This is a genomic window from Kitasatospora atroaurantiaca (assembly GCF_007828955.1).
GTDB classification, from domain to species: domain Bacteria; phylum Actinomycetota; class Actinomycetes; order Streptomycetales; family Streptomycetaceae; genus Kitasatospora; species Kitasatospora atroaurantiaca.
In genome coordinates, this window is the sequence record NZ_VIVR01000001.1 from 6,382,632 (window position 1) to 6,394,964 (window position 12,333).

General features: G+C 71.7%; 9 protein-coding genes and 1 pseudogene. All 10 read left to right on the forward strand.

Annotated elements, in window-relative coordinates; translation table 11 throughout:
* Positions 1-101: 101 nt before the first annotated feature.
* The 10 genes and pseudogenes from FB465_RS28695 to FB465_RS28740 all read left to right on the forward strand — a co-directional run bounded on the left by FB465_RS28695 (position 102) and on the right by FB465_RS28740 (position 12,331).
* Complete coding sequence (locus FB465_RS28695; protein WP_145795154.1) at positions 102-968, forward strand: TIM barrel protein; 867 nt, start codon at positions 102-104, stop codon at positions 966-968.
* A gap of 30 nt (positions 969-998) precedes the next feature.
* Positions 999-1,895 (forward strand): annotated as a pseudogene (locus FB465_RS28700) (2-hydroxy-3-oxopropionate reductase); the annotation flags it as partial.
* 408 nt (positions 1,896-2,303) lie between these two features.
* Complete coding sequence (locus tag FB465_RS28705; RefSeq protein ID WP_145795157.1) at positions 2,304-3,446, forward strand: glycerate kinase; 1,143 nt, start codon at positions 2,304-2,306, stop codon at positions 3,444-3,446.
* A 159-nt stretch (positions 3,447-3,605) separates the two neighbouring features.
* The gene (gene allB, locus FB465_RS28710) at positions 3,606-4,970 is read left to right on the forward strand and encodes an allantoinase AllB (protein WP_145795159.1); all 1,365 of its coding nucleotides are present in this window, start codon (positions 3,606-3,608) and stop codon (positions 4,968-4,970) included.
* A 9-nt stretch (positions 4,971-4,979) separates the two neighbouring features.
* Positions 4,980-6,245: an allantoicase gene (gene alc, locus FB465_RS28715; RefSeq protein ID WP_145795161.1), complete on the forward strand. Its 1,266-nt coding sequence runs from the start codon at positions 4,980-4,982 to the stop codon at positions 6,243-6,245.
* Between the two features lie 46 nt (positions 6,246-6,291).
* A complete protein-coding gene (locus FB465_RS28720) occupies positions 6,292-7,752 on the forward strand; it encodes a catalase (protein ID WP_145795163.1) in 1,461 nt (486 codons plus the stop codon).
* 248 nt (positions 7,753-8,000) lie between these two features.
* Positions 8,001-8,780 carry an IclR family transcriptional regulator gene (locus FB465_RS28725; RefSeq protein WP_145795165.1) on the forward strand — a complete coding sequence of 260 codons (780 nt, stop codon included), beginning with the start codon at positions 8,001-8,003 and terminating at the stop codon, positions 8,778-8,780.
* 379 nt (positions 8,781-9,159) lie between these two features.
* Positions 9,160-9,903, forward strand: a complete 744-nt coding sequence (locus FB465_RS28730; RefSeq protein ID WP_145795167.1) for a S8/S53 family peptidase — start codon at positions 9,160-9,162, stop codon at positions 9,901-9,903.
* 249 nt (positions 9,904-10,152) lie between these two features.
* The gene (locus FB465_RS28735; protein WP_145795169.1) at positions 10,153-11,043 is read left to right on the forward strand and encodes a metal-dependent hydrolase; all 891 of its coding nucleotides are present in this window, start codon (positions 10,153-10,155) and stop codon (positions 11,041-11,043) included.
* A gap of 211 nt (positions 11,044-11,254) precedes the next feature.
* A complete protein-coding gene (locus FB465_RS28740) occupies positions 11,255-12,331 on the forward strand; it encodes a PDR/VanB family oxidoreductase (RefSeq protein WP_145795171.1) in 1,077 nt (358 codons plus the stop codon).
* The last annotated feature ends 2 nt before the right edge of the window (positions 12,332-12,333 follow it).

Here is a 12,333-nt window from a genome sequence, read left to right on the forward strand (position 1 = left end):
GGGCGCTTCAACAAAATGTTGTGGCGGTCTTGACACTCCCTCGGATTCCCGGACATGCTTCCACCAAGCAGAATCGCTCTTCCGGATCGTGGAAGTTGCGGATGAGGAAGAGAGTGAAGGTGATTGACGTGACTGCCGCTTCCAAGCACAGCTACACGGTCAACCTGTCGATCCTGTTCAGCGAGCTTCCGCTCCTTGAGCGTCCCGCCGCCGCCGCGGCCGCCGGCTTCACCGCCGCCGAGCTGTGGTGGCCCTTCGGCCTCGACGCCACGCCGTCGCAGGCCGAGCAGGACGAGCTCCGCAAGGCTTTCACCGACGCGGGCGTCCAGCTGACCGGTCTCAACTTCCTTGACGACATCTCCACCGGCGTCGCCAAGGGCACCCTCTCGGTGCCGGCCGACAGCGAGCGCTTCCGTGCGAACATCCCGGTCGCGGCGGGCCTCGCCGACTCCCTCGGCACCAAGGCGCTCAACGCCCTCTACGGCAACCGCATCGAGGGCGTGGACCCGGCCGAGCAGGACGAGCTCGCGCTCGAGAACCTCGTGCTCGCCGCCAAGGCCGCGCACGAGATCGGCGCGATCCTCCTGATCGAGGCCCTCAACAAGCCCGAGGCTCCCGCCTACCCGCTGGTCTCGGCCGCTGCCGCCGTCGAGGTCGTGGACAAGGTGAACGAGGCCACCGGCCTCGGCAACGCCAAGTTCCTCTGCGACTTCTACCACCTGGCCCGCAACGGCGAGGACCTGGTCGCGGTCATCGACAACTACGCCGACAGGTTCGGCCACGTGCAGATCGCCGACAACCCGGGCCGCAACGAGCCCGGCACCGGCGAGATCGACTACGAGGACCTCCTCGCCCGCCTGACCGCCGCCGGTTACACGGGCCGCATCGGCCTGGAGTACAGGCCGTCGACCGGCGTCAGCGCCGACAGCTTCGAGTGGCTCCCGCGCGAGCACCGTGCCGCCAAGTAGTCACCCAAACCACCTCACCACGTACAAAGGAACGACGCGATGAGCCGCAAGATCGCTTTCATCGGCCTCGGCATCATGGGCAGCCCGATGGCCCAGAACCTCGTCAAGGCCGGCCACACCGTCACCGGCTTCAACCTGACCCAGCCCCCGATCGACGCCCTGGTGGCGGCCGGCGGCCACGGTGCCACCAGCATCGCCGAGGCGGTCAAGGACGCCGAGGTCGTCATCACGATGGTCCCCGCCGACCCGCACGTCGAGCAGGTCATCCTCGGTGAGGGCGGTGTGCTGGAGAACGTCAAGGCCGGCACGCTCGTGATCGACATGTCCTCGATCACCCCGCAGACCTCGATCAAGGTCGAGGCCGCCGCCAAGGAGAAGGGCGTCCGCACCCTGGACGCCCCGGTCTCCGGCGGCGAGGCCGGCGCCATCGAGGCCGTGCTCTCCATCATGGTCGGCGGTGCCGCCGAGGACTTCGCCGAGGCCAAGCCGCTCTTCGACGCGCTGGGCACCACGGTCATCCACGTCGGCCCGGCCGGTGCCGGCCAGACCGTGAAGGCCGCCAACCAGCTGATCGTCGCCGTCAACATCCAGGTCCTGGCCGAGGCCGTGGTCTTCCTGGAGAACGCGGGCGTCGACCTCGGTGCCGCGCTCGACGTGCTCGGCGGCGGTCTGGCCGGTTCGACCGTGCTGAACCGCAAGAAGGCCAACATGATCGACCGCCAGTTCGCCCCGGGCTTCCGGATCGACCTGCACCACAAGGACATGGGCATCGTCACCGACGCCGCCCGCGCCGTCGGTGCCGCCCTCCCGGTGGGCGCGGTCGTCGCCCAGCTGGTCGCCTCGGCCCGCGCCAACGGTGACGGCTCGCTCGACCACTCCGCGCTGCTGCGTGGCGTCGAGCGCCTCTCCGGCCGCGAGGTCAAGTAACCCCATAGCTCCTCCTGGTGGCGTGTACCTGTCCGGTCGTGCCCGCGTCACCAGGAGGCCAGATTCGGTCGGCAGGCGGGCTCGGTGCTCACCGCCCTCCTGCCGATCGGTCCAAGCCGGCGGCGCGCGTCACCCTCCCGGGGGCACTTCGGTCGTGCCTGCGCGCCCCGCCCGGCCCCCTCCTTCGCCGAGGGGAGCCTCTCGTACGTCGGAAGCGGGACGAGAGGAACGGCGGGGAGGGGGTCGCACCCCCCAACTCTGTACAGAATCGGGTTTACCTACAGGGGCGCGGGGAACTGCGCGACCAGCCCCCTACGAAGGTGCACGGTTGCGCACGCAGTTCGCCGCGCGCCCCCAGTGGTCAGCCCAACTCAGTAGTCAGCCCGTTCCGGAAGTGAGGCCCACGCCATGCCCGCCACCCCCACTCAGGGCCATGTCGTCGTAGCCCCCGACAAGTTCAAGGGCACGCTGGAGGGCGCCGAGGTCGCCGCCCGGATCGCCGCCGGCATCCGCCGCGCCGCACCCGGCACCGAGATCCGCGAGCTCCCCGTCGCCGACGGCGGCGAGGGCACCCTGGCCGCCGCCCTGGCCGCAGGCTTCACCCGCATCCCCGCCAAGGTGGCCGGCCCGACCGGCCTCCCGGTGGACGCCGCGATCGCCGTCAAGGGCGACACTGCCGTGGTCGAGCTGGCCCAGTCCTCCGGACTCGCCCGGCTCCCCGGCGGCCGTACCGCCCCGCTCGCCGCAGGCTCGTACGGCGTGGGCCAGCTGATCGGACGCGCCGTCAGCCTGGGCGCCAAGCGCATCGTGCTCGGCCTCGGCGGCAGCGCCTGCACCGACGGCGGTGCGGGCATGGTCCAGGCACTCGGCGTGGGCCTCTTCGACTCCGACGGTACGGAGCTCCCGCCCGGTGGCGCGGCGCTCCGCAAGCTGGCCCGTCTCGACCCGGGGTCCATCGCGGACATGCTCACCGGTGTCGAGATCGTCGTGGCCTGCGACGTCGACAACCCGCTGCTCGGGCCGCGCGGCGCCACCGCCGTGTACGGCCCGCAGAAGGGCGCCGACTTCGACGACCTCCAGATCCTCGAGGAAGGCCTGACCCGCTGGGCGGACACCGTCCGCGACGCGACCGGCCAGGACTTCCGCGACGCCCCCGGCGCCGGGGCCGCAGGCGGGGTGGGCTTCGCCGCCCTCGCTCTGCTCGGCGCCACCATGCGGCCCGGCATCGAGCTTCTGCTCGAGCTGCTGGGCTTCGACGAGGCCGTGCGTGGGGCACGCCTCGTCGTGACCGGCGAGGGTTGCCTGGACGCGCAGACGCTCCATGGCAAGGCACCCGCCGGCGTTGCCGCGGCGGCCACTCGGGCGGGGGTTCGGGTGGCCGCTGTGGCAGGGCGGCTCGAGTTGTCGGAGGACGAGTGGCGGGCGGCGGGCTTCGTGGCCGCGTACGCGCTCACCGATCTGGCCGAGCAGCCCGGGGACAGCATGACCAAGGCGGCGGAGCTGGCAGAGGTCGCGGGGGAGCGACTCGCGGCCGAGCTCCTGGTCCGCTGAGCCCTCGTACTTTCCTACATTGACGTTTTGTTGAAGGCGGCCCTAGGCTCCGAGCCATCGCAGCTGTCAGTCTGATGAAAAGACCTCAACTGCCCCCATGGCGCTGCCCACCCGCCTTCAGCGACCCCCACTCGTACCATCCCCAGTCCGGAGGTCCAGATGTCCCTCAGCGAGACGCCACCCACCACCGTGGTGATCCGCTCCCGCCGTGTGGTCCTGCCGGACGGCGAGCGTCCCGCTGACGTACTGATCCGGGACGGGAAGATCGAGCAGATCGCCGCCCACGGCTCCCTCCTGGCCGGCGACCAGCACCTCACCGATCTCGGCGACGTCGCCCTGCTGCCGGGCCTGGTCGACACCCACGTGCACGTGAACGAGCCCGGCCGCACGGAGTGGGAGGGCTTCGCCACCGCGACCTGTGCCGCCGCCGCCGGTGGGGTCACCACCATCATCGACATGCCGCTCAACTCCATCCCGCCCACCACGACGGTGGACGGCCTGGAGGCCAAGCGGAAGATCGCCGAGGGCCAGGCCTGGGTCGACCTGGGCTTCTGGGGCGGCGCGATCCCGGGCAACGCCGCCGACCTCGAGCCGCTCCACAACGCGGGCGTGTTCGGCTTCAAGAGCTTCCTGGCCCCCTCCGGCGTGGACGAGTTCCCGCACGTCGAGCAGGCCGACCTGGAGACCGCCCTCGCCGAGCAGGCCCGGATCGGCGCGCTGGCGATCATCCACGCCGAGGACCCGGCCGTCCTGGAGGCCGCCCCGCAGCAGCCCGGCGTGCACTACCGCGACTTCCTCGCCTCGCGCCCCGATGACGCCGAGGCCGCCGCGGTCGCCCGTCTGCTGGACACCGCCCGTCGCACCGGCGCCCGCGTCCACATCCTGCACGTCTCCTCCGCGGCCGTCCTGCCCCTGCTCCGCCAGGCCCGCGAGGACGGCGTCCAGGTGACCGCCGAGACCTGTCCGCACTACCTCACCCTCGCAGCCGAGGAGGTGCCGGACGGCGACACCGCCTTCAAGTGCTGCCCGCCGATCCGCGACGAGTCCAACCGCGACCAGCTCTGGGCCGCACTGGCGAACGGCGAGTTCATCGCCGTCGTCTCGGACCACTCGCCGTCCACGCCGGATCTGAAGCTGCTGCAGAAGTACGGCGGCAGCGGCGACTTCGCCGCCGCCTGGGGCGGCATCGCCTCCCTGCAGCTGGGCCTTCCGGCCATCTGGACCGAGGCCCGCCGCCGGGGCCACACACTGAGCGACGTCATCCGATGGATGTCCGCCGGCCCGGCCTCGCTGGTCGGTCTGACCGGTACCAAGGGCGCCATCGCCGTCGGCCACGACGCCGACCTGGTCGCCTTCGACCCCGACGGCGAGTTCGCCGTCAATGCCGAAGAGCTGCACCACCGCAACCCCGTCACCCCGTATGCGGGCAAGACGCTGACCGGCTCCGTCCGGACGACCTGGCTTCGCGGTCGGGTCGTGGACGTGGACGCCGAGCCGTTCGGCCGCCAGATCACTCGTCACTAGGAGACTCAGATGAGCACCGTCAACACCCCGAGCGCTCCGTTCACCGAGCTGGTCAACCTGGCCTCCCGCCTGCTGGGCGCCGGCGTGGTCGCCACCAACGAGGACACCTTCGCCGACGCGGAGAACCTGCTGGTCGCCAAGCCCGCCGAGTTCCGCGCCCACACCTTCGGCCACAAGGGCCAGATCATGGACGGCTGGGAGAGCAAGCGCCGCCGCGGCGTCTCCGCCGAGCAGCCGCACCCGACCGACGAGGACCACGACTGGACGATCGTCCGCCTGGGCGTCGGCGGCGTGATCCGCGGCGTGATCGTGGACACCGCCCACTTCACCGGCAACTACCCGGAGTCCGGCTCCGTCCAGGGCGCCTCGATCCCGGGCATTCCCTCGGTCGAGGAGCTGGAGCAGGCCGAGTGGGTCGACCTGGTACCCCGCACGGCGCTCCAGGGCGACACCGCCCACGAGTTCGAGGTTGCGGACGAGACCCGCTACACCCACGTGCGCCTCAACATCTGGCCGGACGGCGGCGTGGCCCGCCTCCGCGTGCACGGCGAGGTGCTGCCCGACCCGCGTGAGCTGGACGGCCTGACCTTCGACCTCGCCGCGCAGGAGTTCGGCGGCGTCGCCGAGGCCGCCTCGGACCGCTACTTCTCCTCCCCGCACAACCTGAACGCTCCCGGCCGAGCCTCCGTCATGGGCGAGGGCTGGGAGACCCGGCGTCGGCGCGACAAGGCCAACGACTGGGTACAGATCGCCCTGGCCGGGGGCGGCGAGGTCCTTGCCGCCGAGGTGGACACCACCCACTTCGTCGCCAACGCCCCCGGCTGGGCCGACCTGGTCGGCTACGACGCCTCGAACGGCGGCAACCCCTCGGACGACGCGGACGGCTGGTTCGAGATCCTGCCCCGTACGCGGCTGCAGCCCGACACCCGGCACAAGTTCCGCCTCAACGTCGGCCGCCCGGTCACCCACGTCCGGATCAACGTCTACCCGGACGGCGGCCTGGCCCGCCTGCGGCTGACCGGCAAGCTCACCGAGGCCGGCCGCGCCGCCCTCGCGCTCCGCTGGTTCAACGCCCTGCCGGTCGCCGAGGCCGAGGCCGCGCTCACCGAGGCCGGCCTGAACGCGGAGGAAGCCACCGCGCTGACCGCCGCCCGCCCGCTCGCGGACGCCGCCGCGACCACCGCCGCCGTCGCTGCCCTGCAGCCGACCGACGGCCCCGACGGCGAGCAGTCCTCCCGCCGCCGCTCGGCGATCTGGCGCCTTCTCGGCGTCTGAGTCCGAACCTTTCTCCACGCACCGCCTCACCTCAGAAGGACCCTCCATGTCCAAGATCTTGACCACGGAGTCCGGCGCCCCGATCGCCGACAACCAGAACTCGGCCTCGGCCGGCGAGTACGGCCCGCTGCTCATCCAGGACCAGCAGCTGCTCGAGAAGCTCGCCCGCTTCAACCGTGAGCGCATCCCGGAGCGCGTGGTGCACGCCCGTGGCTCCGGCGCGTACGGCTACTTCGAGGTGACCGACGAGGTCTCGCAGTTCACCCGGGCGAACTTCCTCTCCGAGGTCGGCAAGCGGACCGAGGTCTTCCTGCGCTTCTCGACCGTCGCGGGCAACCTGGGCTCCAGCGACGCGGTGCGTGACCCCCGCGGCTTCGCGCTGAAGTTCTACACCGAGGAGGGCAACTACGACCTCGTCGGGAACAACACCCCGGTGTTCTTCATCAAGGACCCGATCAAGTTCCCCGACTTCATCCACTCGCAGAAGCGCGACCCGTTCACCGGCGTGCAGGAAGCCGACAACGTCTGGGACTTCTGGGCGCACTCGCCGGCCTCGACCCACCAGATCACCTGGCTCTTCGGTGACCGCGGCATCCCGGCCTCGTACCGCCACATGAACGGCTACGGCTCCCACACCTACCAGTGGGTCAACGAGTCGGGCGACGCGTTCTGGGTGAAGTACCACTTCAAGACCAACCAGGGCATCCGCTCGCTGGACGGCGACCAGTCCGCCGAGGTGCTCGGCGCCGACGCCGACAGCCACCAGCGTGACCTGCACCAGGCCATCGAGCGCGGCGTGTTCCCGTCCTGGACCCTGTACGTCCAGCTGATGCCGGTCGCCGAGGCGGCGGACTACCGCTTCAACCCCTTCGACCTCACCAAGGTGTGGCCGCACGCGGACTACCCGCTGCAGAAGGTCGGCCGCCTGGTTCTGAACAAGAACCCCGAGAACGTCTTCGCCGAGGTGGAGCAGTCCGCCTTCTCGCCGAACAACTTCGTTCCCGGCATCGGCCCGTCCCCGGACAAGATGCTCCAGGGCCGCCTCTTCGCCTACGCGGACGCCCAGCGCTACCGCCTCGGTGTCAACCACACCCTGCTCGCCGTCAACGCCCCCAAGGCGACCGAGGCGAACAACTACGGCCGTGACGGCCTGTCGGCGATCAACAAGTCCGGCCGCGGCAAGAACTACGAGCCCAACTCGTACGACGGCCCGGCCCAGACGGACAGCGCGCTGGCGGCGCCGGTGGCCCTCAACGGCTACACCGGCACCTACACCACGCCGGCCCACACCAAGGACGACGACTTCTTCCAGGCCGGTGAGCTCTACCGCCTGATGTCGGCCGGTGAGAAGACCCGCCTGATCAACAACATCGCGGGCTTCCTCGCGCAGGTCACCCGCGACGACATCGTCGAGAAGAACCTCGCCCACTTCCACGCGGCCGACGAGGAGTACGGCGCCCGCCTGGAGGCCGCCGTCGCCAAGCTCCGCGCGGGCGACGAGAGCTGAACCCGACCAACCCTCCCGGGCCACCCGGGCCCACGCTCTCAGTGAGCTGGGTCGGGTGACCGAACGCGGGCCTCTCCCCCCTGGGCAGTGGGGGAGGGGCCCGTTCTCTTTCCCGCAGCGCTCCAACTCTCCGCTGGCATATGCCAACTGAGCTGTCTTCACCACTTCGACGTGCCTGGGAACGTCCTGTGGATAGGCTGGAGATGCCGCGGTCCTTCCGCGCGCCGGGACGAACGGAAGGGGTCGCCATGTCGGCACAGAGCCGAGGCCGCCAGGCCATCCTCGCCGAGGGCGGCCCGGGCCCGTTCGGCACACTGCAGCGCGCGCTCCGGCTGCTGGAGGCGGTGGACCGTCACCCCAACGGCGCCCCGCTCGCGGTGCTCGCCCGTGAGCTGTCGCTCCCGGTGCCCGCGGTCCAGGAGCTGGCCGAGGTCCTGGAGATCGAGGGGTACCTGATCTGCCAGGAGGGCGGCTGGGTGCTCGGCGGCACCTTCGCACTGCTCGGCCAGTCCAACCGCGAGCAGTTGGTCCGGACCCGGCTCGACCACAAGCTCGCCGAACTCCGCGACGAGCTCGGCGCCGCCGTCTACTTCAGCCGCTACCACGACGGCGAGCTGACGGTGGAGGCGGTCGCGGCGGCGGAGTACGCCCCGGCCGTGGAGGAGTGGGTCGACTTCAAGGCCACGGCGCACGCCAGCGCCATCGGCAAGTGCCTGCTGAGCCAGCTCGACCACGACGGCCGCCGGGACCACCTCGCCCGCCACCCGATCGCCCGCCTCACCTCCCGGACCATCACCGACGCCGAGCAGCTGATGCACCGTCTGGAGCGCCAGCCCGCCACCGTCCCGGTCCTGGACATCCAGGAGTACGCCCTCGGCACCGTCTGCGCCGCCGTCCCGGTCACCGCAGGCAGTACCGTCGGCTGCCTCGCCACCTCGATGCCGGTCGACAACATCCACCGCCTCCGCGCCGCGGCCGAACTCCTGGCGGAGCGGGCGGCGCCGCTGATGCTGGCGATCGCCGTCTGAGCCATCTCGTACCCCCGTCCGGGGTCACCTGGGCGGTCGGACCCAATCCGGTGCCGACCGTTGATCGACCGGACGACCGCACCCGGACTCGCCCCGCCCGCAGCCGTTCCGTGGTCTGCGGTCGTGGTCCGACGCGCGCCCCGACCTGGGCCGTGTCGTGCCCGAAGGCTGTACCGCCCGGGCCGGCGAGATACCGGTGCCGGGCGTCGCAAGTCCCCTTACGACCCCTGAGGAGGACTCTCTTGACGGTTTCCACTGCTTCTGCTGCTCGTCGCTGGCTACTCGCCGGTGTCAGCAGCCTCGCGCTCGTCGCCTCCGGTGCGCGCGCCGCTCCGGGTGGCGGCCTCCGCCGCGACGTGCGGCCCAGAACGGTGCCACGGTGCTCGCCTCCTCCGGTGACGACGGCAGTTCGGGCAGCAAGAAGACTCCGGTCAAGCAGGGAGGCACCACGCTTCCCACCCCGGAGGCCGGCTGGCCCGCCTCGGACCCGCTGGTGACCGGCGTCGGTGGCACGTACCTGGGCACCGACCCGGCGGCCACCACCGGCCGGGTGGCCGACAGCAGCGACCAACCCGCCAAGTGCCGCTCCAACCCGGGTGTGGCCGAGGTGGGCTGGACCTTCTCCGGTGGCGGCTACAGCCACATCTTCGACCGGCCGGACTACCAGTCGACCCTGTCGGCCGGCAGCACCGCGGTCGCCGGCAAGCGCGGCGTCCCCGACGTGGCGCTGCAGGCCAGCGCCGGTACGGGCGCGCTGGTCTACCTCTCGCTGCCGCCGGACGGTCAGGGCGGCCTCAGCTGCGGGGACGCCCCCTGCAGCACGGGCTGGTACGACATCGGCGGCACGTCGCTTGCCTGCCCGGAGTGGGCGGGCATGGTCGCGATCGCCGACCAGCTGAACGGCGGCGGTCTCGGGCTGATCAACCCGGCGCTGTACCGGATCGGCGCCGACCCGGTGAAGTACGCGGCGGACTTCTACGACGTGACGACCGGGAACAACACCGCCGATCCCGCCGTGCCCGGCTACCCCGCCACGACCGGATGGGACCCGGTCACCGGGCTCGGCACGCCCAACGCGGCGAAGCTGCTGCCCGACCTGGTCGCCGCCGCGCACGCGGGCTGACCTCGCCGGCAGGTAGGGGTATCTCAGGGGCGCGGGGAACTGCGCGAATCGGGAGGCTGCAGGCCGACGCCTTCCGATCTCGCGCAGTACCCCGCGCCCCTGTCCGTGGCTGATGGGGTGCCTGTCCACCGGCAGGGGATTCTTATTAGACTCAATGTCGATAAGAGCGGTCGAAACCCTTGTGGGCCGCTCTACCCGCGAGTAAGTTGCCCAGAGTCGAGCCGCCACCCGCAGGTCAGGAGGCCCCCCATGCCCCGCCCCACCGCACCGACCACGGTTCACGACAGCCTCGTCCTGGAGCCCCGGGACGTCCGCTTCGACTGGTCGCAGCTGCCGTTGCACTGGATCCCGGACGAGCCGATGGCCACCCACACCATCAACGTGCTCCACCTGCTGCTGCCTGAGGGGGAGCGGTGGTTCGTCAAGGTCTTCAAGGACGCCCTGCCGATGATCAGGGACGACCAACTGCGCGAGGAGGTGCTCGGCTTCATCGGCCAGGAGGCCATCCACGCCGAGGCGCACCAGGAGGTCCTCGACCACCTGCTCGGCCAGGGGCTCGACCCGCGCCCGTACGTCCGCCAGGTCACCTGGCTCTTCCGGCGGATCCTCGGGGACAAGCCCGGCCTGACACCCGCTCAGCGCCGCGAGAACATCATCGAACGGGTGGCCTTCGTCGCCGCCATCGAGCACTTCACCGCCTTCCTGGGCAACTGGGCCCTCAACTCGCCGGGCCTGGACCGCGCGAAGGCCGACCCGACCATGCTCGACCTGCTGCGCTGGCACGGCGCCGAGGAGGTCGAGCACCGCAGCGTCGCGTTCGACCTGATGGTCCACCTCGACCCGGGCTACCTGCGCAGGGTCCGCGGCATGCTGATCTCGGGGCCGCTGCTGGTCCACCTCTGGGCACGCGGAGCCCGCTTCCTGCTCGCCGCCGACCCCACCCTGGAGGGCAGGATCAAGCCCACCTGGCGCGAGGCCCAGGTGAACGGCCGCCGCGGCCTGCTCCCGCAGCCCGGCCGGATGGCCCGCTCCGCCCTGCGCTACTTCCGGCCCGGCTACCACCCCACCCAGGAGGGCTCGTCCAGCCAGGCCCTCAGCTACCTCGCCACCTCCCCGGCGGCCCGCGCCGCGGCCAGTTAGGCACATCGCCCAGCCACGCACGACCAGGGGCGCGGGGAACTGCGCGAGATAGGAAGGCGACGACCTGTGCCCTGCCCCCTCGCGCAGTTCTCCCCCAGCCTTCGGCCGGGAGGTGCCCCCACGCGCCCCTGCGGTAACCCGATCCCGATCGGTAGCCCACCCACTGACGAAGCCTCCCAGTTGCACTATCCAGGGACAGGAGCCCGTACGGATGGATCTCGCCGCCCCGCCCCCCGACCTGTACGGCCGCCCGAGGCCCGACCGCTTCATGCAGCGGATCACCGCGTTCAGCGAGTGGTACACCCCCGCCATGGGCCGCCCCCTGCTGCGCCGCAGCCCGCGCCGCCCGGCGCCCCGCCCCACCCCGCCGCTCCAACTCGCCGTCACCGGCCACGAGAAGATCGCCACCGACGTCGTGGAGCTGCGCCTCGCCGACCCGTCGGGAGACCGGCTGCCCGCCTGGCAGCCCGGCGCCCGACTGCTGCTCACCCTCCCCTCCGGCCTGGAGCGCCACTACTCGCTCTGCGGCGACCCGGCCGACCTCGGCTCGTACCGGATCGCGGTACGGCGGATCGAAGGCGGCGGAGGCGGCTCGGTGGAGATCCACGACGAGCTGCACGTCGGCGCCCGGCTGACGGCCCGCCGCCCGCGCAACGGCTTCGCCTTCTGCGGCGAGCCCGCCGTGCTCCTGCTGGCCGGCGGCATCGGCGTCACCCCGCTGCTCCCGATGGCGCGCGAGGCGCAGCGCCGCGGTCTCGACTGGCGGCTCGTCCACACCGGCCGCAGCGCCGACACCATGCCCTTCGCGGACGAGCTGCGCGCCTTGGACCCCGAGCGGGTCACCTTCCTGACGGACGAGAAGCACGGCATCCCCACCGGCGCCGAACTCCTTGCCCGGGCCTCCAAGGGTGCGGCCGTGTACTGCTGCGGCCCGGCGCCGATGCTCGCCGCCGTACAGGCGGCCCGCACGAGCGGCGCCCTGCACTTCGAGCGCTTCGGCGCCGCACCGATCCTGGACGGCAAGCCCTTCACAGTCCGGCTCGGCAAGGACGGGCCCGAGCTCGCCGTCCCCGCCGACCGCTCCGCGCTGGACGTGCTGCGCGAGCTGCGCCCCGAACTGCCGTACTCCTGCCACCAGGGCTTCTGTGGCACCTGCCGGGTGCAGCTGCGCTCCGGCACCCCCGAACACCGCGACCGCCGCCTCACCGAGGAGGAACGCGCCGCCGGAGCCCTGCTGCCCTGCGTCTCGCGGGCCGCCGAGGGCGAGACGCTCGTCCTGGACCTGTGAGG

Excerpts from the sequence above, each read along its gene's own strand:
- alc (WP_145795161.1), top strand. The coding sequence starts at position 4,980 with ATGAGCACCGTCAACACCCCGAGCGCTCCGTTCACCGAGCTGGTCAAC.
- FB465_RS28720 (WP_145795163.1), top strand. The coding sequence starts at position 6,292 with ATGTCCAAGATCTTGACCACGGAGTCCGGCGCCCCGATCGCCGACAAC.
- FB465_RS28735 (WP_145795169.1), top strand. The coding sequence starts at position 10,153 with ATGCCCCGCCCCACCGCACCGACCACGGTTCACGACAGCCTCGTCCTG.
- FB465_RS28705 (WP_145795157.1), top strand. The coding sequence starts at position 2,304 with ATGCCCGCCACCCCCACTCAGGGCCATGTCGTCGTAGCCCCCGACAAG.
- FB465_RS28695 (WP_145795154.1), top strand. The coding sequence starts at position 102 with ATGAGGAAGAGAGTGAAGGTGATTGACGTGACTGCCGCTTCCAAGCAC.
- allB (WP_145795159.1), top strand. The coding sequence starts at position 3,606 with ATGTCCCTCAGCGAGACGCCACCCACCACCGTGGTGATCCGCTCCCGC.
- FB465_RS28725 (WP_145795165.1), top strand. The coding sequence starts at position 8,001 with ATGTCGGCACAGAGCCGAGGCCGCCAGGCCATCCTCGCCGAGGGCGGC.
- FB465_RS28740 (WP_145795171.1), top strand. The coding sequence starts at position 11,255 with ATGGATCTCGCCGCCCCGCCCCCCGACCTGTACGGCCGCCCGAGGCCC.